At 43.9% G+C, this 23,989-nt stretch carries 24 protein-coding genes; 9 read left to right on the forward strand and 15 right to left on the reverse strand.

Going from position 1 to position 23,989, the window contains the following annotated elements; genetic code table 11:
- Window positions 1-288 precede the first annotated feature (288 nt).
- A complete protein-coding gene (locus tag ACXAC4_RS17515) occupies window positions 289-4,470 on the forward strand; it encodes a S8 family serine peptidase (protein WP_475163896.1) in 4,182 nt (1,393 codons plus the stop codon).
- Window positions 4,471-4,804: 334 nt separating this feature from the next.
- On the opposite strand, the gene ACXAC4_RS17520 is transcribed toward ACXAC4_RS17515, so the two are convergent.
- Window positions 4,805-5,266, reverse strand: a complete 462-nt coding sequence (locus ACXAC4_RS17520) for a DUF2721 domain-containing protein (RefSeq protein ID WP_475163898.1) — start codon at window positions 5,264-5,266, stop codon at window positions 4,805-4,807.
- A gap of 160 nt (window positions 5,267-5,426) precedes the next feature.
- Between ACXAC4_RS17520 and ACXAC4_RS17525 the strand changes: the two genes are divergently transcribed.
- On the forward strand, window positions 5,427-5,864 hold the full coding sequence (locus ACXAC4_RS17525) for a YqaA family protein (RefSeq protein WP_475163900.1): 438 nt from the start codon (window positions 5,427-5,429) through the stop codon (window positions 5,862-5,864).
- A 22-nt stretch (window positions 5,865-5,886) separates the two neighbouring features.
- Here ACXAC4_RS17525 and folX read toward each other — a convergent pair whose 3' ends face one another.
- The 3 genes from folX to folM are packed head-to-tail and all read right to left on the reverse strand — an operon-like array spanning window position 5,887 to window position 7,533.
- Window positions 5,887-6,249: a dihydroneopterin triphosphate 2'-epimerase gene (folX, locus tag ACXAC4_RS17530; protein WP_058028328.1), complete on the reverse strand. Its 363-nt coding sequence runs from the start codon at window positions 6,247-6,249 to the stop codon at window positions 5,887-5,889.
- Window positions 6,250-6,259: 10 nt separating this feature from the next.
- A complete protein-coding gene (gene folE / locus ACXAC4_RS17535; protein ID WP_058028330.1) occupies window positions 6,260-6,814 on the reverse strand; it encodes a GTP cyclohydrolase I FolE in 555 nt (184 codons plus the stop codon).
- 11 nt (window positions 6,815-6,825) lie between these two features.
- Entirely contained in the window at window positions 6,826-7,533 is a 708-nt protein-coding gene (gene folM, locus ACXAC4_RS17540; protein ID WP_475163905.1) for a dihydromonapterin reductase, read from the reverse strand.
- Window positions 7,534-7,698: 165 nt separating this feature from the next.
- On the opposite strand from folM, the gene ACXAC4_RS17545 reads away from it, so the two are divergent.
- A complete protein-coding gene (locus ACXAC4_RS17545) occupies window positions 7,699-8,586 on the forward strand; it encodes a sulfite exporter TauE/SafE family protein (RefSeq protein ID WP_475163908.1) in 888 nt (295 codons plus the stop codon).
- 18 nt (window positions 8,587-8,604) lie between these two features.
- Here the strand turns inward: ACXAC4_RS17545 and nadE are convergent, their stop codons facing one another.
- Window positions 8,605-9,441, reverse strand: coding sequence for an ammonia-dependent NAD(+) synthetase (nadE, locus tag ACXAC4_RS17550; RefSeq protein ID WP_138562331.1), 837 nt, complete (start codon window positions 9,439-9,441; stop codon window positions 8,605-8,607).
- Between the two features lie 87 nt (window positions 9,442-9,528).
- A complete protein-coding gene (locus tag ACXAC4_RS17555; protein WP_475163912.1) occupies window positions 9,529-10,149 on the reverse strand; it encodes a YceH family protein in 621 nt (206 codons plus the stop codon).
- A 375-nt stretch (window positions 10,150-10,524) separates the two neighbouring features.
- On the opposite strand from ACXAC4_RS17555, the gene ACXAC4_RS17560 reads away from it, so the two are divergent.
- Window positions 10,525-12,819 carry a penicillin acylase family protein gene (locus ACXAC4_RS17560; protein ID WP_475163916.1) on the forward strand — a complete coding sequence of 765 codons (2,295 nt, stop codon included), beginning with the start codon at window positions 10,525-10,527 and terminating at the stop codon, window positions 12,817-12,819.
- Window positions 12,820-12,899: 80 nt separating this feature from the next.
- Window positions 12,900-13,829 carry an SPFH domain-containing protein gene (locus ACXAC4_RS17565; RefSeq protein WP_349285321.1) on the forward strand — a complete coding sequence of 310 codons (930 nt, stop codon included), beginning with the start codon at window positions 12,900-12,902 and terminating at the stop codon, window positions 13,827-13,829.
- A 73-nt stretch (window positions 13,830-13,902) separates the two neighbouring features.
- On the opposite strand, the gene ACXAC4_RS17570 is transcribed toward ACXAC4_RS17565, so the two are convergent.
- Complete coding sequence (locus ACXAC4_RS17570; protein ID WP_475163924.1) at window positions 13,903-14,775, reverse strand: EamA family transporter; 873 nt, start codon at window positions 14,773-14,775, stop codon at window positions 13,903-13,905.
- Between the two features lie 424 nt (window positions 14,776-15,199).
- Here ACXAC4_RS17570 and ACXAC4_RS17575 point away from each other — a divergent pair, with 424 nt between their 5' ends.
- Window positions 15,200-15,583, forward strand: coding sequence for an MAPEG family protein (locus tag ACXAC4_RS17575; protein WP_475163929.1), 384 nt, complete (start codon window positions 15,200-15,202; stop codon window positions 15,581-15,583).
- A gap of 6 nt (window positions 15,584-15,589) precedes the next feature.
- Here ACXAC4_RS17575 and ACXAC4_RS17580 read toward each other — a convergent pair whose 3' ends face one another.
- The 8 genes from ACXAC4_RS17580 to lptM all read right to left on the reverse strand — a co-directional run bounded on the left by ACXAC4_RS17580 (window position 15,590) and on the right by lptM (window position 21,919).
- Entirely contained in the window at window positions 15,590-16,273 is a 684-nt protein-coding gene (locus ACXAC4_RS17580; RefSeq protein ID WP_058028346.1) for a pseudouridine synthase, read from the reverse strand.
- Between the two features lie 8 nt (window positions 16,274-16,281).
- Window positions 16,282-17,181, reverse strand: coding sequence for a dTDP-4-dehydrorhamnose reductase family protein (locus ACXAC4_RS17585; protein ID WP_475163932.1), 900 nt, complete (start codon window positions 17,179-17,181; stop codon window positions 16,282-16,284).
- A gap of 26 nt (window positions 17,182-17,207) precedes the next feature.
- Window positions 17,208-17,912 carry an HAD-IA family hydrolase gene (locus tag ACXAC4_RS17590; protein WP_475163938.1) on the reverse strand — a complete coding sequence of 235 codons (705 nt, stop codon included), beginning with the start codon at window positions 17,910-17,912 and terminating at the stop codon, window positions 17,208-17,210.
- A 45-nt stretch (window positions 17,913-17,957) separates the two neighbouring features.
- Window positions 17,958-18,824 carry a tyrosine recombinase XerC gene (gene xerC / locus ACXAC4_RS17595; RefSeq protein ID WP_475164181.1) on the reverse strand — a complete coding sequence of 289 codons (867 nt, stop codon included), beginning with the start codon at window positions 18,822-18,824 and terminating at the stop codon, window positions 17,958-17,960.
- A gap of 75 nt (window positions 18,825-18,899) precedes the next feature.
- Window positions 18,900-19,508, reverse strand: coding sequence for a DUF484 family protein (locus ACXAC4_RS17600; protein ID WP_475163941.1), 609 nt, complete (start codon window positions 19,506-19,508; stop codon window positions 18,900-18,902).
- Between the two features lie 46 nt (window positions 19,509-19,554).
- Window positions 19,555-20,385 carry a diaminopimelate epimerase gene (gene dapF / locus ACXAC4_RS17605; RefSeq protein ID WP_138484661.1) on the reverse strand — a complete coding sequence of 277 codons (831 nt, stop codon included), beginning with the start codon at window positions 20,383-20,385 and terminating at the stop codon, window positions 19,555-19,557.
- 96 nt (window positions 20,386-20,481) lie between these two features.
- Window positions 20,482-21,735, reverse strand: a complete 1,254-nt coding sequence (gene lysA, locus ACXAC4_RS17610) for a diaminopimelate decarboxylase (RefSeq protein WP_475163946.1) — start codon at window positions 21,733-21,735, stop codon at window positions 20,482-20,484.
- 1 nt (window position 21,736) lies between these two features.
- Window positions 21,737-21,919, reverse strand: coding sequence for an LPS translocon maturation chaperone LptM (gene lptM, locus ACXAC4_RS17615; RefSeq protein WP_138568812.1), 183 nt, complete (start codon window positions 21,917-21,919; stop codon window positions 21,737-21,739).
- Window positions 21,920-22,040: 121 nt separating this feature from the next.
- Between lptM and cyaY the strand changes: the two genes are divergently transcribed.
- Genes cyaY through ACXAC4_RS17630 form a run of 3 tightly spaced genes read left to right on the forward strand, consistent with a single transcriptional unit; the run spans window position 22,041 to window position 23,984 of the window.
- Window positions 22,041-22,361, forward strand: a complete 321-nt coding sequence (gene cyaY / locus ACXAC4_RS17620) for an iron donor protein CyaY (protein WP_058028361.1) — start codon at window positions 22,041-22,043, stop codon at window positions 22,359-22,361.
- On the forward strand, window positions 22,361-23,014 hold the full coding sequence (locus ACXAC4_RS17625; RefSeq protein WP_475163958.1) for an alpha/beta hydrolase: 654 nt from the start codon (window positions 22,361-22,363) through the stop codon (window positions 23,012-23,014). The genes cyaY and ACXAC4_RS17625 overlap by 1 nt, the downstream gene beginning before the upstream one ends.
- A 16-nt stretch (window positions 23,015-23,030) precedes the next feature.
- The gene (locus tag ACXAC4_RS17630) at window positions 23,031-23,984 is read left to right on the forward strand and encodes a DUF2914 domain-containing protein (RefSeq protein ID WP_475163960.1); all 954 of its coding nucleotides are present in this window, start codon (window positions 23,031-23,033) and stop codon (window positions 23,982-23,984) included.
- Window positions 23,985-23,989: the final 5 nt, after the last annotated feature.

A 23,989-nucleotide genomic window follows, 5' to 3' on the forward strand; every position in this document is an offset into this window, starting at 1 on the left:
AAAACAACATAAAAACGCAAGTCGAACATGATGAGTGGTTAAAGATGTTCAAAAATGCTGAAAAGTGCAACCATATTAACTTTGTGAACGTTTTGTTTACGTTTATTTACCATTTTATATCGTTATTTAAGTTTATGAAATGTTGAGATTTTTTTCTCAGTGTTAGTCTCTTTGCTCTACTTGTTACCAGTGTACCTATAAATGTTTTGCTTGGATTAATGTATTGTGGTCGTAATGGAAGCATTTAAGAAATTGTGTCCACTTACAAAATAAGAATGAAGGGTAGTTATGTCTAATCAATTTATCAAAGCCACAGCTGTTGCATCGGCTGTATCAGGCGTTTTGTTTGCAGCAAATGCATCAGCAATCGATACAAAAGCATTATTGGAGCATCGTCAAAGCTTGCTTCAAAACGTACAAGAATTTAAAGCTGAACAACAGCATGAAGTAAATGCTTACATGGTTGTTTTGAAAGCAGAAAGTGCGTCTGATTTATTAGATCAAGGTCGATACTCAGTAGCTGCAGCGCAGCAGGCTGCAATTTCGATTGAAGAAGTGCAAGCACAAGTTTTATCAACGCTTTCAAGCTTCGACCCTGGTGCAAAAGTGATCGCCAAGACAAAGATCTTAGCAGCGACTTTGATTGTTGATGCGGATGAGGTTGCACTTGAGTCACTTCAGAACCATCCATTAGTTGAGAAAATTTTACCTGTACTTGATAACGAAATTCAGGTTGCAGATGTTAACAAATATATTTCAGCTGATATTGTTAATACAGAAAAAGGTTTTACAGGTAGTTCACAATCAGTGGCTGTACTAGATACAGGTATTGATTACACGCACAAAATTTTAGGTGGTGAAGGTACACTTGAAGCTTATAGTGCTGCTGCGGCTGACCAAACTTCAGTAACATGGCCACAGGGCCAAGTTGTTGGCGGTTATGATGCATTTCGAGGTGATGCGGACCCGATTGAAAATGACCCTCGCTTTGACAGCACAACAGGCACGCCAAGTGCGACAAACCACGGTACTAATGTAGCGCACTCGGTAACAGGTATTGCGCCAGGTGTTGAGCTTTACGCATACACAGTGTGTGGTGACCGCTCGCAAGGTTGTACAGGTGCTGCTCAAATATTAGCGCTTGAAAAAGCAATGGATCCAAATGGCGACGGCAACATTAATGACCGTGTTGATGTAATTAACATGTCACTAGGTGGTGATTATGGTTCAACGCACACGCAAAGTGGTACGCAATACCTAATTCACAAAGCAGTTAAACTAGGCACTAACTTAGTTATTTCTGCAGGTAACGATGCGGATCATCCATTCATCGTTGGTGGTCCAAGTACAACACCAAATGCCCTTTCAGTTGGTGCAATGACTCACCCTGTGGAGCAGATTGTGACTTCAAAAAGGGAAGCGTCGTTAAACGGTAGTGCTGTGGCATTTGGAACAGCATCATTTGGTGAGCAAGGGCCGCTAAGCTTCACAAGTGAAGGTAAAGAATTTATCTACCCTGACGCAAACCAAGAAGCATGTGTTGAATTTGCTGAAGGTACAGACTTTACTGGTAAAGTTGTACTGGTAGATCGTGGTGGTTGTGGTTTCTCTGACAAAGTACTTAACGCTCAAAAAGCGGGTGCAAGTTTTGTTATTGTTGTAAATAACAAGGCAAATGACGGTGCATTCGGGATGGCTGCATCACCAGGTGCGGAAGCAGTTACTATCCGTTCGTTCATGCTATCACTTGAAGATGGTCAAGTCGTTAAAGATGCGATTGCAAATGGTCGAGCGTTTGACCTTACTGTTGAAATTGAAGAAACAAATATTGCAGGTAATGCAGTGGCTGGTTTCTCATCTCGTGGTCCTTCAATGGATGGCTTATTAAAGCCAGAAATTACAGCGCCAGGCTCTGAAATTGTACTTGCAAAACCAGGCTCAGTTGAAAGTGATCCAGCTGCGATTGGTACGTCAACAATGAAAAACTCAGGTACTTCATTCTCTGGCCCTATCGTGGCAGGTGCAGTAGCGCTGGTACGTGATGCGCGTCCATACATGAATGCTGAAGAAGTAAAAGCTGTATTAATGAATACTGCTGACCTGAACGTTTATGAAGAAGCGTTAGCGCTAAATGAAGATTCGAAGTTAGCGCCAATCAGCCGCATTGGTGCGGGTCTAGTAGATGTAAATAAAGCAATCGAATCTCCTGTTGCTGCGTGGGTACATCATGCAGACTTTGATACTAACCAAGCTGCACTTTCATTTGGTTTACTATCAGTATCTGAACCATCATCTTACACAAAGACAGTACAAGTGAAGAACTTCTCTTCAGAAGCGAAAACTTACAGCCTTCGCGCTGAAGCTCGCTATGAAGATGACAGTAAAACAGGTGCATTTTCTTGGGACCTTCCTGAGGAAGTGACAGTACCAGCTGGTCAAACAGTTACATTTGACGCGACGCTAAATATTGATCCTTCTAAGCTGAATGAGTGGACGTTGAAGAGTACTTCAATGGCGCGCATGTCTGGAGAAACGGACGCAGAATTTAATGCTCGTCGTTCTGCTGAATACCAACAGCGTCGTGATGCCCTAACTGCGGCTGAATTTGATGGTGCGATCATCTTCAATGATATTGCTTCTAGTGAAGATCATGATTTACACCTAGTATTCCATGCTATGCCTAAAGCGGTTGAAGCGCTTGAGATGGGTTATGAATTCATTGAAGGTAAAAAGCAGCTAGTTGTACACAACACAAGCGCAAAAGATATTGAGCTAAATGCAGACAATTTAATTGCATCTCAAGAACCAGATCATTCGCTTACTATGGACATCGTGTCTACGTCGATGAACGTATACGGTGGTATCGCAAGTTGTCCTTCTGGTCGTATGATCACAGCGACAATGCAATTACGTGATTCTGTGCAACACCTAAGACAAGGCGACTTTGGTTTCCATTTTGATACTAACAATGATGGTATTGATGATTGGGTAATTTATAACTGGACAGATGGTAACCGCGATGGTCGCAGCGTTGATGGTAATGTTCGAGGTGTATCTGGCTTTATACGTGAAGATGGTTCAATTGGTTGGGCATACTGGGTAAATGTGCACCATGAGGTTGGCTCTGACTCAATTACTTATTCTGCATGTGATGACTATGTTGGTTTAGGTGATCAAACTGTTGATATTGATGGTACGCCGACAGTTCAAAGCCCTGTAGGTCAAAGCATTCGTATTTCAGCAACGGTTGGTCCTGACAACGGTTGGTACTTAGGTGGTCCATTACTAACGACTGATGTTGTAAGTGGCACAGTGACTTATCAATCTGCTCGTGTTTCTATGGAAGACATGGAAGGCGAAGACGTAAATATGATTGTTGCTGGTGGTAAAGTAACGATTGAAAGTGAAGGCGCATTTGTACTAAGTCGTTCAGATTTACAAAAAGCAGTTGCTGTTGTTGATCAAGCTGTGCTTGATGAGCAAAGTAGAATTACACCATTAGCGATTGAATCGATGTCTTATGACATTAGTGAAAATGTTACTGATGGCACTGTGATTGGTCAGCTTTCACTGGTTGAGCAAGAAGGTGTTTTAGAGCTGTCTGAGTACTTTGTACGTAGCCAGTCTAACGAAGGTATTAACATCACTAAAGATGGTGAGATTGTTGTATCGAATGCTGCTCTATTAGACTACGACCAAGGCGTCACTGAAGTTGAACTGAAAGTGGTTGCTATTGATGTTGCTGGTAACGTATCAGAAGAAGCGTCAATTTATATCAGTGTTCAAAATGCGGTGGATACAGTTGCAGAGAAAACACCAATGATTGCTGCTGATCAAGCATTTGAAGTGAGTGAAAATGTAGCAATTGGCACTATTGTCGGTAAGCTTTCTGTTATGGACCAAGATGACAACCTTGAAAGCTTTGAAGTAACAGGCTCTGATGCATTTGCAATCGACACTGATGGCACAATCACAGTTAAAGGTGAATTTGACTTAAGCCAAGGTGCAGAAGTCATGCTTGAGGTAGTAGCAGTTGATACCGATGGTAATAAGTCTGAAAGCACGAATGTTGCAATTACGATTATTGAAAACGTTGCGACAATCGCTGCAGGACAACAGTTCACAGTACAAGAAAATGTAAGAGTTGGTTATCAAGTGGGTCAACTGCAATTCACCGATAGAGATAATGGTGTAATTGGATTTGAAGTATCTGGTACTACTCTGCTAGAAGTAAATGCGCAAGGTAATATCTTAACTACGTCAGCTCTAGACTATGAATATGATCGTAAGATTACTTTCACAGTAACCGCTGTTGATGCGCACGGTAACCGTTCTGATGCTGAAACAGTTGAAGTTAGAGTAAACAAAGTTGAGCCTGTAGATGTTTCTAGTGGCTCAAGTGGTTCACTAGCTTGGTTAGCACTACTAGCAGCACCATTTGCAGCACTTCGTCGCCGTAAGCAGAAGTAATGCAAATAGATTAGCTGCCTGAATCTCAGCTAATGACTAAAAAACCCAGTCTTTAATTTGACTGGGTTTTTTTATTGTATTTTTAAACTCATCAAATCTCTAAACCCGATATAAGGTCGGTGCTACCGAATGTGACTCCATTCAGTGAGAGGGATTATTTTCGTCAACTCGTTATACCAATCCTCTTAATTAAGTGGTCTATTTTGAGGCAAGAAAAATTAGTCGATAACGAGGCGGAAATTTTGCTATTTAGTTGTTCTAAGTAAGAAATTTTCAACGAAATTAGCGTCAGTTTTAGTCCCTCAAAATGATTGAGTATTATTGAGGATTGGTATTATTGAATATCTTTAAAAATCATGCCTCTGCGCATACTGCGTGTCGCTAAAAATACTTCGGCAAGCAGCGCTAAGAACGCGCCAATCAATAAAATCATTGCACCAATGAAACACCCGGAGATAGTGACACTCAGTGGCATAGTGTATAGATGCGAAATAAACATCATCATAACCACGGCGCAGACGAGTAGGGCACTGAGTACACTCATACTAAAAGCGATGTGAATGCAGCGAGAGCGTTTTAACAACGCGCGCATTTCTTGCGTAAGAGAAAGTGTTAGGGAGTCGTCTAGGTTGTTATTCAGTTTTCTGTCTAACAGTCTTGCTCTGTCGGTAATACGCGCTAAACGGTTAGATAAAACCCCAAGCGTTGCGGCAATACCTGTAATTAAGAAAACCGGCGCAACCGCAGTTTGAATAACTTTAGCAATTGTTAGGATGTGAACGGGATCTTGTGACATATAGCCTCTTTTTTGAGTGCGATGAGTATTAATCAGCTATGTTTTGGTATTGTCTTATTATTAACCATGAGTAGATGGTTAATCGGTTTTCACGCTTACATTAACCGCTATTTGATAGGATAATGCAACGCTATACGTCATGACATGAACGCTTTATTGAATGTGGATTTATCTTAGTCTGTTTGCCTCGGCATTTTTATCAGCCACGCTATTACCCGGCTCGTCTGAAGTGGTGCTTTCAGGGCTGGTGGTCAAACAGCAAGGGTTACTCTGGTTACTTTGGTTATCAGCGACTGTGGGTAATGTATTGGGTAGTTGCGTTAATTATTGGTTAGGTCTAAAAATGATGTCTTTTCAAGACAGGCGCTGGTTCCCGGTTAGTGCAGCGCAAATAGCGAAAGGCCAACGGGTATTTGATAAGTACGGCGTGTATAGCTTGCTGTTTGCTTGGTTGCCAATAGTTGGCGATCCACTCACGTTACTAGGTGGGGTCTTTAAAGTTAGGCTTTCATTATTTGTGTTACTGGTGAGTATCGGTAAAGCGTTGCGTTACGGCTTTATTATTGCGGTCGCATTAGGTATAGAGCGGCTGATATAGCCGCACTTAAATTGAATAACGGTTAACTTTTACGCCAATCTAAAGTCAAAGAGACTGAATCAGCAAAGCGCAGTGCATGGGGTTTATCGACACGCACTTTTGCATAAGTGACTGATTCATGTTCGTGACAGATCTCTAAAATGTCAGCAACCAGTTTTTCAAGTAGTAAAAAGTGGCCCGTTTCGACTTGCTTGATCACCGCTTTGGTAATGGTCTTATAGTTAAGCGCATGTTCTACGATATCACCGTTGATACACGCACTATCAGCAGGGTAATGAATTTCTATATTCAGTACCACATCTTGTTTTTTCTCACGCTCTTCTTGGTTAAAACCAATATAAGTGCGCAGCCTTAAATTGGTGATATTAATAATCGCGTTTTGCATTCACTGCTCCTTAGTTTTTTACTAGCTGTAAAAACTCATTGCGGGTTTTAGGGTCGTGTCTAAAGTTACCCAGCATGACCGAAGTACGCATTTTTGAGTTTTGTTTTTCAACGCCGCGCATCATCATGCACATGTGTTTTGCTTCAACAATGACACCGACGCCTTTTGCGCCCGTTACTTCTTCAACTGCTTTGGCGATTTGATGAGTAAGCTGCTCTTGAATTTGAAAGCGTCGCGCGAACATATCAACAATGCGTGCAAATTTAGACAGACCGAGCACTTTACCATTAGGAATATAAGCAATATGGCACTTACCAACAAAGGGGAGTAAGTGGTGCTCACACATTGAATAAAGCTCGATATCTTGAATAAGCACCATGTCATCGGCATCTGAACTAAACACGGCATTATTGGTTATCTCATCTAGAGTCTCACGATAGCCTTTGGTTAAAAACTCCATCGCTTTGGCGGCACGTTTTGGGGTGTCTAATAAACCTTCTCGCTCAGGGTTTTCACCTACTGCAGTTAAGATTTCGTGATAACTTTTTTTTAAATCGTCATGCATAATCTATCTCTTTATTTTAAGTGGCGTCCGCCATCAACTGCTAGGGTACGGCCTGTGATGTAGTTACTGCTTAATAATAGCTCAACGCTATTGATGATCTCACGACAGCCAGGCTCGATGCCCATCAAGGATTTTTTCAATGTTTTTGCTTTATACGCGTCGTCGTCATGTTCATTAAAAATGATCAAACTCGGCGCGATGGAGTTTATTTTAATACTCGGTGCAAACTTCGCCGAGAAAGACTTAGTTAAGTTGTCTAAAGCCGCTTTGCTTGCTGCATAGGCAATATGTTTCGGGCTGCCTGTCTCAACAACGTAATCGGTTAAGTGAATAATATCGGTAATGTCGTCAGAGTTTTGTAACAGCGGGCTCAGTGCCATATTCAATAAGTAAGGGACTTTGGCATGAATATGCATCATGCGGTCAAAGAGGTTGGCATAGTCGTCACAACTGGCTTCACAATCCCAGCTTGATGCGTTGTGGATCACAGCGCGAAGGCTGGGAGTGATTGAGGTTACTTGATTGACCAACTCGGTGACGGCATCGGGCTTATCGAAATCGCATTGAATACAAGTAACGCCCTGGGCTTCGAGTTCATTAATACATGCGTGACGGGTGCGATAAGTCATTATTACGGGCTGAGCTTGAGCAACAAAGTGTTCTGTGAGTGCTAAGCCAATGCGCTGTGCGCCGCCGGTAATCAGTATGGGTGCTGTCATGTAAGACCTATCTTGGTTGTTAAACTTTTTCTATTTAACCAGTGTATACGCTTTTTTTATTTTTATCGATCAAGCGCTTGCAGGAACATAGAAGAACGCTCCTAAAAATGTGAACTTAAAGTATACAATTTGGGTATAATTGACAGCGTTGTCTATGGGGGGCGGATGTTAGCAAGAGTTACGCAAAAGTCAGTTTGGCCGTTTTGGTTTACTGCCGGAGTTTATGCCACCTTGTTATTGTTACAAGGCGCAAAGCCTGCGTTGATGCAGGTTTATCAAGAATTTGAGATTGCCTTAACCATGGCGCTGGGGTCTTTTGTAGCGGGAGGCACAGCCTTGGGAGGTGGTGCGGTGGCGTTTCCGATCATGACCAAGGTACTAGATATTGAGCCAGCTACAGCCAAGGTGTTTTCTTTGGCGATCCAAAGCTTTGGCATGACGGCTGCGAGCTTAACTATTATCTGTCGAGGCATTCCTTATTATCGCAATGTGGTGCTGCTTGCACTGCCAATGGCATCACTGGGTGTGATTTTAAGTTTATTGTATGTTGCCCCTGTTGTGCCTAGATTGTGGGTTAAGTCGGTATTTAGTGTGTTGCTGCTGTGCTTTGCCGTGACTATGCTGGTTAGGTGGTGGCGCAAAGCCCACCATGAGCAAAGTATTGATGACATTTACCCGCATCCACAGCGATTAATGCTGGTGGCCTTTATTGGTGGACTTGCCAGTGGCTTAGTAGGCTCAGGGGCTGACATCGCATTATTTGCGCTGTTATTGCTTTGCTATAAAGCCGATGTGAAAAAAGCGACGGCGACATCGGTGTTAGTGATGGCGTTTACCTCAGTGATCGGCAGTCTTATCAATGTGGTTTATTTACAGCAGATCACGCCAGAAATTCATAGCTACTTGCTTGCTGCGATTCCTGTGGTGGTAATAGGCGCGCCACTTGGGGCATATGTATGTGCAAAAGTAAAAGTGGCTTATGTGGTGATGTTTTTGCTGAGTTTAATTGTGCTCGAGGCGGGTATGACAGGTTATGAGCTAGTTAGCTCATAACCCAGTTTTCTTTATTGCTTATACTTCGTCGTAAACCGTAGGAATAGGTTGGCGCTTATGTTGCGTGCGTAGGTAAATCGCAATCAGCTTGTCAGCCACTTCAGCGTCTACGTCTTTACCTTCCAAGAAGTCATCAATTTGCTCGTAGCTCAAACCTAACGCATCTTCGTCTTTTAGACCTGGCTTATCACATTCAAGATCGGCTGTCGGTGCTTTTTCTACTAAAGCCGCTGGTGCGCCAAGCTTGCTGGCTAATGCGCGAACTTGGCGTTTAGATAAGCCAAACAAAGGCGCAAGGTCACATGCACCGTCACCAAACTTTGTATAGAAGCCTGTGATGTTTTCAGCGCTGTGATCAGTACCAACTACTAAACCTTGCGTAAGACCGGCAATCTCATATTGCGCAACCATACGCTGACGAGCTTTCACATTACCTTTTACAAAGTCCACATGGCTGTCACTAGGTAAAGCGGTATCGCTATCAGACATGGCCAGTAGGGCTTGAGCATGCAGTGCATCTGCCGCATCTTTAATATTCACAGTAAGACGTTTGCTTGGCTTGATAAACTCAAGAGCTAATTGCGCTTCGTCTTCATCCGCTTGCACGCCATAAGGTAAGCGCATTGCAATAAACTGGTACTCAGTGGTGTTTAACTCGTTATTAAGCTCGTCAACGGCAAGCTGACATAAGCGACCACAAGTTGAAGAATCTACGCCACCACTAATACCTAAAACCAGTGACTTACAATGTGCACTGACAAGACGTTGTTTGATGAAGTTAACGCGACGGGTGATTTCAAAGTCGACGTCGATATTAGGCTGAACGCGCATTTCGGCTAAAATGGCTTGGCGCATGATGATTCCTCTGTGAGTTCTGGTTTATTGAGTGCAAGCTCTATTATGTTGTGATATTTGCTGAATTTAAAGCGCTATTTATTACATTTAAAGTCCTAAATGCTGTTTTATCTTAGCGAGTTCTTGCTTAAGTTGCTGCACTTCTTCTAATAAGCTATTAAGGTCTGACTCAACCAATGGCTCCGCGCCAGCACTTACAAGTTCAGCTTCTGTGCTCGATATAAACAGGTGTTGATAACGGCTTTCGCGTTTACCCGGCTGTCTTGGTAGTTGCTGAACAAGACTTTGCTGTTGGAGATCTTGTAATACTTGTTCTACTTCACTGACCTGAGCAAAGTTAGCTAGGCGATTGGTACGGCTGCGAAGCTCGCCGGGAGTTTGTGGGCCTCGTAATAGCAATACACACACAACCGCGAGCTGTTGTTCGTTAAACTGTAAATCGCCGAATTCGGTATTGCAGAAACGATGGCGGTATTTATCGACTCGACCCGAAACAGCTTCATCTCGAACCACTATTCTTTTAGCAATTAAACCATCAACGGTATCTAAGACTTCAGCTTCGCTTAACTCTAAAACCGGCTCACGATTCGATTTTTGATTGCAACCCGTCGTCAGAGAATTTAAAGATAGAGGGTATTGGTCTGGGGTGGTGATTTCTTTTTCTAGCAACACACCGATAATACGTTGTTCAATTTGATTTAATTCCATCGCCAAGCTCCTTAATTAGGCTATTTATCAAATGTACTTTAAGGCGAATTAATATACCAGCAATACCAAGCCTCAATAATACTTAATCATTTTGAGGAACTAAAATTGATGCTAGCTTCGTTAAAAATTTCTTATTTAGAACAACTAAATAGCAAAATTCTAGCCTCGCTATCAACAATTTTCCTTGCCTCAAAATAGATCACTTAATTAAGAGGATTGGTATAAGAATAGATAAAGAATTGATTTAGTTGGTTATCAGAGAGGAACAAGATTGAAAAGCTGGGTGTAACATGAACATAATGCAGTTTCGCTGACACAATAGCGTCACTTATTTATGGCTAGTATAAAAATAATAAAGCACAAGGAGACACCGCAATGTTAAGTTGGCTCAAGCGTGGATTATCTGGGCTGTTGATCCTCATTTTAATTCTTACCGCAGGCTTATATGGCTTGTTATCGCTCAGCCTACCGGCATTAGACGGTAAAGGCACTTCTGATGCCATTTCAAAGCCCGTTACACTGGCAAGAGACACGTTAGGGCAAGCGGTGATCACCGCGAAAACTCGCCAAGATGCTGCCTATGCATTGGGCTTTGCTCATGGCCAAGACCGCTTCTTCCAAATGGATCTATTACGCCGCAACGCTGCGGGAGAGTTAAGTGAATTATTTGGTAAAGGTGCGCTCGAGCTCGATAAAAAAATGCGTTTTCATCAGTTGCGTGCTCGCAGCCAAGAAATTCTTAAATTATTACCTGAAGCCGATAAGCAACTACTGGCAATTTACACGCAAGGGGTTAACGAAGGTAGAAGTCAGGCAGGCATAGCTAGCTTTGAATACCTATTAAGTGGTGCACAGGCAAAACCTTGGTTGAGCGAAGATAGCTTACTGGTGATCTTTAGCATGTATCTCGATTTACAAGCGGGCACCTATTTTAGAGATGAAGCGTTAATTCATTTAGATAAGCTGTACGGCGAGCAAATGCGCGCGTTTATTTTACAACCAAGCCAATATCAAGCGGCACTCGATGGCTCAAAGCTGCCACAAGGGCGCGTTGCCATTCCAGAGCCAATCAGTCGTGAAGCAATATCACAAGTAACCCATATCAAAGAGCAAGACCACTACGGCAGCAACAACTGGGCGGTAACAGGTGCATTAACCAAAACCGGAAAAGCCATGCTGTCAGATGACATGCACTTGGGTTTGAATGTGCCATCAATTTGGTATCGCGCGCAATTAAACTACCGCCACCAAGGCGAAAAATACCAAGTGACAGGAGTAACGTTACCGGGCACGCCAGCGGTTGTTGTCGGTAGTAATGATCATATTGCATGGGGCTTCACTAACGGTTATTTAGATACCGCGGATTGGATAGCCCTAACAGCGCAAGACAAAACATGGCAAGTAAACGAGCGTATTGCATTACCAAACGGTGAGCATGCGGTGTATGAGCTGACCATGTCTAATTACGGCCCAGTAAAAGAAATTCAAGGTGAGCAATATGCATTAAGCTGGGTGGCACACCACTCTTATGCAGTAAACCTAGAGTTACTTAGGTTTGAACGCACGAAATCGGTTGAAGAAGCCGTCGCACTGGCGCCGCATGTGGGTATTCCAGTGCAAAATTTAATGGTGGTAGACGACCAAGGTAATGCTGCATGGAAACCTATGGGGGCTGTGCCAGCGCGCACTAATCCGGCAGACATTGCACAATCCAGTGAGCACTACGCCAAGCTTTGGCAATTTAATGAAGTGCAGCGTCCACAAGTGGTGAATCCGCAAAGCGGTAAACTTTGGACGGGTAATTCTCGTGTGGTCTCGGCTGTTGCTCATCAGCGCTTTGGTGATGGCGGTTATGCTTTGGGTGCGCGTTCAGCACAGATCAGAGATCGATTATTAGAGAAGTCACAATTTAGTGAAAAAGATTTTTATGCCATTCAGCTCGATAATGAAGCGCGTTTCTTAACGCCATGGCATAAGCAATTATCGGCGTTACTACGACAAGACACCGAAACTCAGTTTAAGTATCAAATTGACTTAAGCTGGCTAGATGATTGGCAGCAATGCGCGTGTGCAGAGTCAGTGGGCTACACCTTAGTGCGCTATTATCGTGACAGCCTTATCGATACTGTGTTTGTGTCGGTTGAGCGCAACATGAAAAAGTCAGGTAGCAGTTTAAGCGCATTGAAAAGTTATTTAGAGCCGGCACTTTGGCAATTGATCAATACCCAGCCAGAATCTTGGTTGCACGGCCATGATAACTGGCAAGCGCTGCAAATTGCTGCTTACGAACAAGCAAAGCAAAAGTTGGCTGCAGAGTTTGGTCCAAATATGGCGGCATGGACATGGGGTGAAGTGAATGCATTACAAATTCAACATCCGTTTAGCAAGCAACTGCCGATACTGAGTCACTTCTTAAATATGCCCAAGTACGATGGTTTTGGTGATAGCTATATGCCAGCGGTCCAGAGACCTGAATTTGGTGCGTCACAGCGCTTTATTGTGCAACCCGGTGAGTTAGAAAAAGCTATTATGACCGTGGCTGGTGGACAAAGTGGTCACCCACTTTCACCTTTCTATCGCAGTGGCTTTGAAGAGTATGCACAAGGCGAGAATACGCCGTTATTGCCACAAGTTTTAACCCATGAAATCACGTTCACACCACAGCCATAAACAGTGAGGGGTTATATTTTTATCTCTTTATTGTGTTATAAATAGGCACAGTACTGGACGAAAATTAAAAAAGGTGAAGCATGGAACACAATAACTTACCTGACATCAGCACAAACTTTTTTAAGAAAAAGGGCTTGTTTGGTGGTGCAGCGGCGGCAATCGGTTTGCTGATTGTTGCTAATGGTGCGTTTTATACCGTTGACGAAGGGCATGTGGGTATTATCAAACGCTTTGGTGAAGCGACCGAGCAAGTTAACCCGGGTCTGCACACTAAGGTACCCATTGTCGATAGTGTTGAGATGTTGGAGATCCGTACACGCAAAAATGTCGAGAAATTACGCGCCGCGACTCATGAACAAATGCCAGTAACCGCAGAGGTATCAATTAACTGGACGGTGATCCGTGCAGAAGCGTTCGACTTATTTAAAAGTTATGGTGGCTTAACGCAATTTGAGAACCGTATTCTCGACCCTAAACTTCGCTCAGCAACGAAAGATGCTTTGGCACGATATAAGGCCGAAGAACTTATCCAAAATCGATCTCAGGTCATTGCTCGTATCGAAGAGTTACTACTGGAAGAAATGAAAGACTATCCGGTGAAATTAGACTCGGCGCAAATCGAAAACTTAGAGCTTCCGCAAAAGTACATTCAGTCTATTGAAACCAAGCAAACAGAAAAGAACCTTGCGGCTGCAGAAAAGCATCGTCTAGAGCGCCAAAAGTTAGAAGCGCAGCGTGAAGTTAATACGGCACTGGCACAACGTGATGCGGCCAAAGCGAAAGCGGACGGCCAAGCATACGCAATTAAAGTAGAAGCCCAAGCCGAAGCTGAAGCCATTAAATTAAAAGGTTTAGCAGAAGCTGAGGCAATACTGAAAAAAGCTGAAGCGATTAAGAATAACGCAACCCTAGTTGACTATATGCGTGCTCAGCAATGGAATGGCCAAATGCCAACAACCATGATGGGCGAAGGGCAAAGCGTGCTTTGGAATATGAATAAGAAGAACTAACTCTTTTTGTGTATTAACAAAGTAAAAGGCTCATCATGGATGAGCCTTTTTACGTTTATCAATAAAAGTTTGGTTAGGTCATCATCACTAATATGGCCGCGACAGCGATTAAGCCTAGCCCTAGACCATCGCGTTTTTTCACTGGCTCTTTTAACCAGAAAATCGACAGCAAGATGGTAAAGAACACTTCAACTTGCCCAAGGGTTTTCACATAAGCAACGTGTTGTAAGCTCATGGCACTAAACCAACCAATTGAGCCAATACAGCTAGTAAAACTGATCGCACAAGTCAGCGGTTTGTGGCTCAGTAAAGTGCGCCAAGTGTGTGACTCTTTAATGCTGATATACGCCGACAACATAATAGTTTGGGTGAGTAATACAAAGAGTAATACCCAAGCTGCACTGTGTGGAAAAGGCAACCCTGATGCGATACTCGCTTCTCGCACCCAAAGAGAAGTTAGCGCAAATGCAGTGCCCGAGGCTAAGCCAATGAGTGCCGTTTTGGGATTGAGATTTTTTAAGGTAAAACCGCTCAGAAGAAGCACTGCTAGACCACCGATTGCAACACCTAACCAGCCTAATAACGATAACGTCGAGCCAAAGAACAACATGCCCAAAATGGCGGCGACTAAGGCCTCACTTTTGGCAAGCCCTGCGCCGACGGCGTAATTATTTTGCTTAAAGAGCACCACCATGAGCGCAGTGGCGGCAATTTGCATAACACTGGCTGCAAAAACGTAAAATAAAAAGCTGCTATTAGGTAATAGAACCTCAGCAGGTTGCCATTGGTAAAGGCCAAATAAATAGAGTGCCGCAAGTGGGCTGGCAAGTAAAAAGCGGGCGAGGGTGACTCCTGCAATACTCGCGTGATTACTTAGTTTACTTTGAAGGGCATTGCGCCATGCTTGTGAAAAGGCGGCTAATAGTGTGAAAGCGATCCAGGTCATAGGATACCAATTGTTATTGTTTAATAATTAATCTAGTGAGCATGGTTGCCCACTCACGTCGTCTAAAGCTACTCATACTCTACAACACTATATTGAAATACTCTGTTTGTCTTGCAAGTATATGAGTGGTATGAATATTTATCATAATCACTGATCGCGAATGCAAGTTTTAGGCATTTATTTTTATTATCTAAAGCATCATCTGAAAATATAAAGCTTAGAAAGGGCAAAATTGAATAGAGGCTTTGAAGCTAGAATGGCAACCATCTGAGCTGCGACAATCTGTCGCAGTGTGTTTTTTATTTTTGTGCGTATACTCGGTATCAGATGCTACAAAATAATTCGCCACCTGCTTTTTAGGTGGCTTTTTTTTGTCTGCAGTTTTGTGTTAGCGTATTGAATATATTCAAAATGGATAATTAAAATGACCACGCTACTGATTTGCGCTTTTATCGCCATGTTACTACCTTATTTGGCAAAAGCGCCCGTTGCTATCGCGATGAATCGATTAGGCGGCTACGATAATCGACACCCTAGAGCACAACAAACGCAGCTTACTGGCTTTGGTGCTCGCGCTTTAGCAGCCCATCAAAATAGCTTTGAAGCATTAACTGTATTTTCCGTCGCATTAGCTGTGGTGTTAGGCACAAATACCATAAACGAGACCACACAAACCTTGGCGGTCACCCACATTATTGCCCGTGTTGCATATTGCGTATGTTATTACCTTGACTGGCACATTGCCCGTTCATCGGTGTGGTTGGTGGGGTTAGTCAGTGCCCTGGCGATGGTCGTAGTGTGCTTTTAAAAAACACTAGAGTAATTCATTTAAGGTGATAGCTTGGTAGGTGTTTTCGCTGACTTCATTTGGATTTAACACATAGTTGGCAATGCGCACTCGGTATAAATCTATCACCTTATAACCACAATATTTGGCCATTTTCCTGATCTGTCGATTTAGCCCTTGCTTAAGAATGATTTTAAAGCGGGTCTCATCAACCAGAGAAACTTCACAAGGCTGAGTGATTTGGCCATCAACAGGCACGCCTGCAGCCATTTTTGCACAGAAATTGGCATCAAGAGGTTTATCGACTTCGACTAGATATTCTTTCTCTTGATGGTGATCTGGATGGATTAACTGGTGGCATAATTCCCCATCGTTTGTCAGTAATAACAAACCTCGAGAGTCTTTATCTAAGCGGCCAATTGGGTAAACACGCTCACCTTGCGGTAAGTGATGAATAAGGCTGCTTGGATCTTCAGGTTTTAGCTTACAGTCTATCCCAACAGGTTTATGGTAAGCGTAGAGCACTTTTTTGGCAGGGCCTTCAAGCTTCACGCCCTGCACAATAACCTCATCAAGTTCATCAACGTGATCGATGTGGTTTGCTGGTCGACCATTCACCGTCACTTCACCTAAATCAATTAAACGGGAAGCCTGACGACGGGAGCAAACTCCCGCATGGCCAATATATTTTGCAAGGCGTGTTTTAGACATTGGGTTATTTATTCAGTGATATGTGCACGAATAGTCTCAGCAATCGCTTTGGCAAAGCCGCGTTCATAATGAATGCCCATGGCTTTTAAGCGCTTGTTTTCGAGGGCACAGTTATAAGGGCGTGGTGTACCATCGTTTGGTTGACCTAAAGGCTCAAGTAGGTTGCTGTCATAGCCAAGAGCATCAGCCATTAAGCATGCCATTTGGTACTTAGTCATTTTCTGAGTGCCAGAAATATGAAAGATACCACCTAATTTATCTTGTTGCTGAATCAAATCGCGGATACTCATGGCAATATCTGCTACGTGAGTTGGATAGCGGATCGCCCAGTTGTCGTGTCTAGAAGGCGCAGTGGCACTGAGTTGTTGTGCAAGAGTGGTGACTGCTGACTCGCCTAAATGCGTAACATCACCATATAAAACTGGCACACGGATCACGCTATGGGTTTTCGCAACCGCTAACACGGCCTGCTCTGCTTGCTGCTTGCTTTGTCCATACAGATTTAGAGGGTTCGGTGCGGCATTTTCTAAATAGGGAGCATCTTGGCCGTCGAACACATAGTCGGTACTGATTAAAATCAATTTGGCGCCGATGGCTTCACATTGCTCGGCTAAAAATTTTGAAGCAGCGACATTCAGGGCAATGGCTTGCTCTGGCTTGTTGCTGCAAATATCTGGGTTGCGCTCAGCGGCGGCATGGATCACGACTTGTGGTTTATGCTCAATTAAGCTGTTTGCAACCGCTTGCTGGTCATGCAAGTCTAACTTGATGATGTTGCCTTCAGCACGGCTAAAGCCTGTGCCAACTACATCAAAATGTGGGCTTAACTCGGTAAGTAAGGCACGACCAAGTAGTCCTGTCGCACCTGTGATCATAACCTTAGTGGCGTGTGTCACTGTTTGCTCCATAAATGATCCCTGTGTGTTATTGTTCTTTATTTTGTTAAAAGCGCTAACTGCATAATGTCAGTTATTTCAATATCAGCAAGCCCTTTGTAATTGTATATACAATCTTGGTTATCGAGCCAAACACTATAACAGCCTGCATTATTCGCCCCCTGTACATCGGTATCAAGGCTATCGCCAATATGCAGAATATCACTTGGCTTCACTTCTAACAGTGCACAGGCTTTATCAAATAAAGCGTGACTCGGTTTAGCTTCACCGTGAGGACCGGCTTGTAATACCAAATCAAATTCGCCTTTTAAGTTAAATTTGTCGACTTCAACGTTGCCGTTGGTGATGGCGATGAGTGTATATTTCTCACGTAATTGCGCTAGTAGCTCAAGTACATCATCGCTAACCACAATATTGCTGCGCGCATCGGCGAATGCCTTGTATGCTGCGTTTGCATATTCTTGTGCTTGCCTGTCAGAAAAGCCTAATTGTGCAAACCCATACCTTAATGCAACCTGACGCCATTTCGTCACATCACTCTGAAGTTCAGGCTGTATTTCACCAATGTGATTACGACACTCGCGCCAGTAGTTTGGGCCTTTAGCATGCCACTGCTCGATAGTGGCAAGGTAATCAAACTGTGCTTGAAGTGCCGCTTTGATTATCGGGTGATTGTTATAAAGGGTGTCGTCTAGGTCAAAGCTTAAAACTTTAACGGGCGTGATAGCTCGGTTGAATCGCATTAAATGGCTCCTGTAAGGTTATGCGCATTATACGTAGATAAGTTGCTATTTGGATTTTTTCGCTCTCGGGTGTGCTTTGTCGTACACCTTGGCCAGATGTTGAAAGTCGACATGGGTATAGACTTGGGTTGCTGACAAACTACTGTGTCCGAGCATCTCTTGCACGGCGCGCAGATCACCACTTGATTCCAGCATATGACTGGCAAATGAGTGACGCAGTTTGTGTGGGTGCACTGGGGTACTAATGCCTTGTTTTAGGCCCCAGTCTTTCATACGCTCATGTACGTGACGGGTGGAGATACGGCGCTTTTGTTTGCTAACAAATAAAGCGGGGTCGCCTTCAATGGCAAATTGTGGGCGCAGCTTTAACCATGCCTCTAATGCGGCGAGGGCTTTACTGCCAACTGGGACTACGCGCTCTTTACTGCCTTTACCAAGTACGCGAATTTCTCCTTCGCGAATATCATTTAAGTTGGCATTCACCAGCTCGCTAACACGCAAACCACTTGAATACATCAACTCCATCATGGCTTTGTCGCGCACAGCGAGGACATCGTCTTCAGGCAATTCTAATAACTGCGCCATTTGGTCAACATCGAGATTCTTTGGCAGTGGCTTTTGAAACTTAGGGCCTTTAATACCTTCGCCCGGGTTGATTAAAGTTTGGTGGTGCTGATGTTTGGCTTTTAAAAATTTATATAGACTGCGAATGCAGCTAAGTTTCAAATTAATACTGCGAGGATTGTACTGCTTGCTGCGCAGTTGCATGCTAAAACGTCGAATATGCTCGGGCGATACACCTAGCCAATCATGACAATCTTGCTGAAAGACCAAAGCGGCTTGTATAAGTTGGCGTTTATACTGTCCTAAAGTGTGTTCTGAGTATTGCTTTTCATGACGCAAATAAGCCATAAATGCATCGATTGGCTGAGAAAACTCCTCTTTAAGCTCACTCTGAGAGGTATTGAACTGATTATTCACAACAGGCTATCCAAGCGCTGCAATTCTCAGGTTTAAGCCTGCTAAAAACTCTTGCATCAACAAGTCGTCGTTATTAGGGCAAAAATGCGCAGGGTTGTCACTAGCAAAAGCCAGCACCGCATCGCTGTCGTCAAGTTGATACAGTGCCACAGAGCCAGTGCTCGGGGCTTTATCCCAGACGCTATCTAACTGTTTTGGCGTGCGGCCTAAGTATTGGGCCTTATCCTCAAGTGTGGTGTTTAGCGCTTGGGTTACTTGCTCTGGTTGAAAGAGCAGCTCAGTCGCCGAAATATTAGGTGTATTAGCAAACGCGGTTTGGATCACTTTAGAGATTTCATTCAATGAGCTAGCTTGCCAAATTTGGCGCTGGCAATCGCTCAGAGTTTTGAATATCTGTTCATTGCTGTGTGCAATTTTAGCCATCCCGGAGAGCTGCTGTTTTAATGCTTGGTTTTGCTCTCTTAATAAACGCAGCTGTTGTAGGGCTAAATTAGGTAAACCTTGGCTTTTGCTGAACAATTCTAATTCGAGTAACACATAAGGGTGATGTTGAAAGAAGTCGGGGTTGCGTTTTAAGTAGTCGCAGACTTGTTGTTCTTGATCTGTTTGCTTCATGTTAATTACTCCGACTTTTTATTTCGAGCGCTTAAAAGCTGATTCTTTACAGAGAAATTTGCCCATCGAATACATGCTCAGCTGGGCCTGTCATACGTACAGGGTTACCTTCGCCTTGCCAGCGTATTTGTAATGAACCGCCAGGTAAATCTACGCGCACTGTGCTGGCTAATTTCTTTTGCATTATACCCACAGCCACAGCAGCACACGCTCCGCTGCCACACGCGAGTGTTTCGGCAGCGCCGCGCTCCCAGACTCGCAGTTTAATGTGTTCAGGGTTGATGATCTGCATAAAACCCACATTGGCACGCTCAGGAAAGCGTTCGTGGTTTTCAAGTAAAGGGCCTAAGGTCTCGACTTCAGCGGTATTCACGTCGTCGACTTCTAATACACAATGGGGGTTGCCCATAGACACTACGCCACAAAAAACCGTGCTTTCACCGGCGCGAAGAATATAAGTGAGCTCTGGCTTTTTTGCTTTAAATGGCACACTGCTGGGCGCGAAGTGCGGGTTGCCCATGTTTACGGTGACTTGGCCATCTTTTTCAGTATACAGGGTAATGTTGCCACCCTTAGTAGAGACAGCGACCTTATGTTTGTTGGTTAGACCCTTCATGCGCACAAAGCGTGCAAAACAGCGTGCGCCATTGCCACATTGTTCCACTTCGGTGCCATCAGAATTAAAAATACGATAATGAAAATCGAGATCGGGTGAATAAGGCGCTTCAACCATGAGTAGTTGGTCAAAACCGACACCGAAATTGCGGTCAGCAAGTTTCTTGATTTGGTCGCGTGATAAAAATACATTTTGAGTGACGTTATCAACGACCATAAAGTCATTACCCAAACCATGCATTTTAGAAAAATTTACAAACATAATGTCTTAATGTAACTCCAAGCTGCTACTACTTTGCCATGGCAATTATCAAAAGCCCAGTGATATCCACAGGGTTTAATGCAGGAATGCGCTTCTTTATGGCAGTAATTGCTCGCCTTGCCAAAGCGAAGAGAGCGTCTCGCGCTGGCGAACTAAATGACTCTCGTCGCCATCTACCATGATTTCAGCCGCACGAGGGCGCGAGTTGTAGTTTGAGCTCATGGTAAAGCCATAGGCGCCGGCACTGCGCTGCGCAAGTAAATCACCGGCTTGAATAGCTAGTGGTCTATCTTTACCTAAGAAGTCACCGGTTTCACACACTGGGCCTACTACGTCATAATTTTGTGTCGGTGTACCATCCGCGCGCGGCGCAACAGCTATGATGTTTTGCCATGCTTGATATAAAGACGGGCGTAGCATGTCGTTCATACCCGCATCAACAATCGCGAAGTGTTTGTCTTTAGTTGGCTTAATGTATTCGACTTTGGTCACTAGAATACCGGCATTGGCGGCAATAGCACGCCCTGGCTCAAAGACTAATTCTAGGTGAGGGTAGTTTACTAGCTTAGCTTTCACCTCTGCGGCATAGGCACTTGGGTGAGGCGGCTTTTCACTGTCGTATGGCACGCCTAGACCACCACCAATATCTAAATGTTCAAGTTCGATACCCGCGGTTTTCAACTTATCGACTAAGGCTAAGACTTTGTCTAATGCGGCTAAGAATGGCGTAACTTCAGTTAGTTGCGAGCCAATATGAAAATCAACACCGACCACTTCAATACCTGGTAGTGCATAGGCTTTTTGATAAATATCGAAGGCCTGATTGATGTCGATACCGAACTTGTTTTCTTTTAACCCAGTAGAAATATAAGGATGGGTTTTAGCATCTATATCTGGGTTCACACGAATAGACACACGTGCAGTTTTATTCAGCTCGCTGGCAACATGACTAATACGCTCAAGCTCGGCTTCAGATTCAACGTTAAAACATTTGATGTTTTGTACTAGAGCAAACGCAATTTCTTGTGCAGTTTTTGCAACACCAGAGAAAACAACTTTGCTGGCATCACCGCCGGCTTGCAGAACCCGCGCAAGCTCGCCTTGCGAGACAATATCAAAGCCAGCACCTTGTTTGGCCAAGACATTTAACACAGCCAGATTCGAGTTTGCTTTAACTGCATAGCAGACTAAATGCGGATGACCGTCAGCGGCATCAGTAAATGCATGATAGTGACGCTCTAGGGTTTTGCGAGAATAGACATAACAGGGGGTACCGTATTGCTCGGCGATATCTGCCACCGAAACCCCTTCAGCAAACAGCTGATTATTTTTGTATTCGAAAAAATCCATCTTACTTTTCCTCTTGCTGTTGTTTCTGTTGGTCTTGCTTTGGTTGTTTACTCGCAGGTGTTTGGTTATCTTGTTGCTGTTGCTCTGGTAAATAGAGCACGCCACTTTGGCCACAACCAGTCACGAATAAGCTGGTAAAGATGACCAAAAATAATAAGCTTGTGAATGAGGGGTTCGCTTTCATTAGATTAATGATGTCAGTGCCTTTATAATCGCAGAGTAACAGAATTCATAGAAAATGCAGCTATTGGGGCTGTGAAATTTCGTCATAACTTATACAACCGTGCTTATTGAAGGATGCCGTGATGACCGATCATGAATACCACGAACTTGCCGACGCATTAATGTTAACCATTGAAGAGCAAATTGATGACTGTGATGTTGATTTAGACTATGAGTCTCAATCGGGCATTTTAGAGATCATCTTCCCTGATAAGAGTAAGATCATCATCAATAAACAAGCACCGCTTCATCAAGTATGGGTTGCAACTAAGTTCAATGGTCACCATTTTGAGCTACAAGGCGAACAGTGGATCGATAACCGCTCGGGTGCAGAGTTCTGGCAATTTATGAGCGAAGCGGCGACTAAGCAAGCTGGCGCACCGATTGAGTGGCAGCACGACTAATGCTTGAGTTTGTAGAATACCCAGCACAAAGCACGCATAAAGCGTCGATCATTTGGTTACATGGCCTTGGCGATTCAGGTAACGGCTTCTTACCGATAGCCCCAGAGCTTGGCTTACCTGCAGAACTTGGCGTACGTTTTATTTTTCCTCACGCGCCAGAGCAACCGGTCACCATAAATGGTGGCATGGTGATGCGCGCATGGTATGACATCAAGTCTTTTGATCTAGATAAAAGAGCGGATGAAACAGGTGTGAGAGACTCTTCTGCTCAAGTTGAAGCTTTAATTCAAGCTGAGTTAGACAAAGGTATACCTGCCGATAAAATCATCTTGGCTGGTTTCTCTCAAGGTGGGGTGATAGCCTTGCATTTAGCACCACGTCTTAAGCAAAAGCTAGCCGGTGTGATGGCGTTATCGACTTATATGTGCGCGCCGCAAAAGCTGGCAGACGAGGCTGTGCAAGCCGATTTAGATATTTTCATGGCGCATGGCTCGCAAGATCCAGTCGTGCCAATGATGGCAGGCCGCCAAGCATTTGATACGCTAACCACTCAGGGTTACACAGTATCATGGCAAGATTACCCAATGGCACATCAGGTATGTGCTGAAGAGCTAACCGCAATTCGCACTTGGTTGCTTGAAAAACTGGTTTAATTATACGGAGCAAAACATGTCACAGAAGATTGTCATAAAAACCAGTGTGAGTAAGGCGCCTACCCAGCCGCAAGCCGTGCATTACCAGTGGCATTGGCGACGCATTTTTATGGCAGCGAGCATGTTAATGCTGACCGCTGTGGCTATTGTGTATGGCTTAATGAATTCAGTAAATGCCGATGAAGTGCAAAATATTGAAATGGTTGAACCAAACACAGTCGTTATTTCAGAACCTGAACTTGTTACAGATACAGCACAGCAAGAGTTAGATAACGAGGTTGTGGTTATCTCTGAGCCTGAAACCGAGGTGATTGCCGAAGAAGCCATGGCTTCAGTGCAAACTGCAGCAGCAGAGCCTGAGTTTCAAGAGCCAGAGCAAAACGCGGCGTCTGTTGATAACCAAGTAGATGTTGAAACAGCCAGCGCAGTTTTAACTGAGCAAACAGATACAGTGCAAACCCTTGATAGCGAGTCTGAGCTTGCGCAATTGACTGATGAAATCAGCGTTGAGAAAGAAACTGTTGAGACAGCAACTACTTCACCTGAGGTTGAGCAAGATGCAGAAACGTCATCGACACAGTTTTCAGACAACGCGAAAGTGACTTCAGTGGCATTAGGTGCACAAATTGATGTGCAATTTATTAGCCGTGCTGTACTGACTACAGGCATCAGTGAGCGTGAGCCAGTTGATGTGTTAAAAGAGTCGATTGAGCAAACCGAGTTTCAAGAAAAACTATTTTTCTTCACAGAGGTGCGCAAGCTAAAAGGTCAAACTATTAGCCATTTATGGTTTCATCAAGATCAGTTAATGGCAGAAATTCCATTGACGATCAGCGCAGACCGCTACCGTACTTATTCAAGCAAAAACATCATGCCAAGCCAAACAGGTCAATGGCGTGTTGAAGCCGTAACAGAGCAAGGCGAGTTACTGGCACAAAAAACATTTCGAATTATTCCATCGGCGCTTTAATCGCG

This window comes from Pseudoalteromonas sp. AWM4_233 (assembly GCF_056158285.1).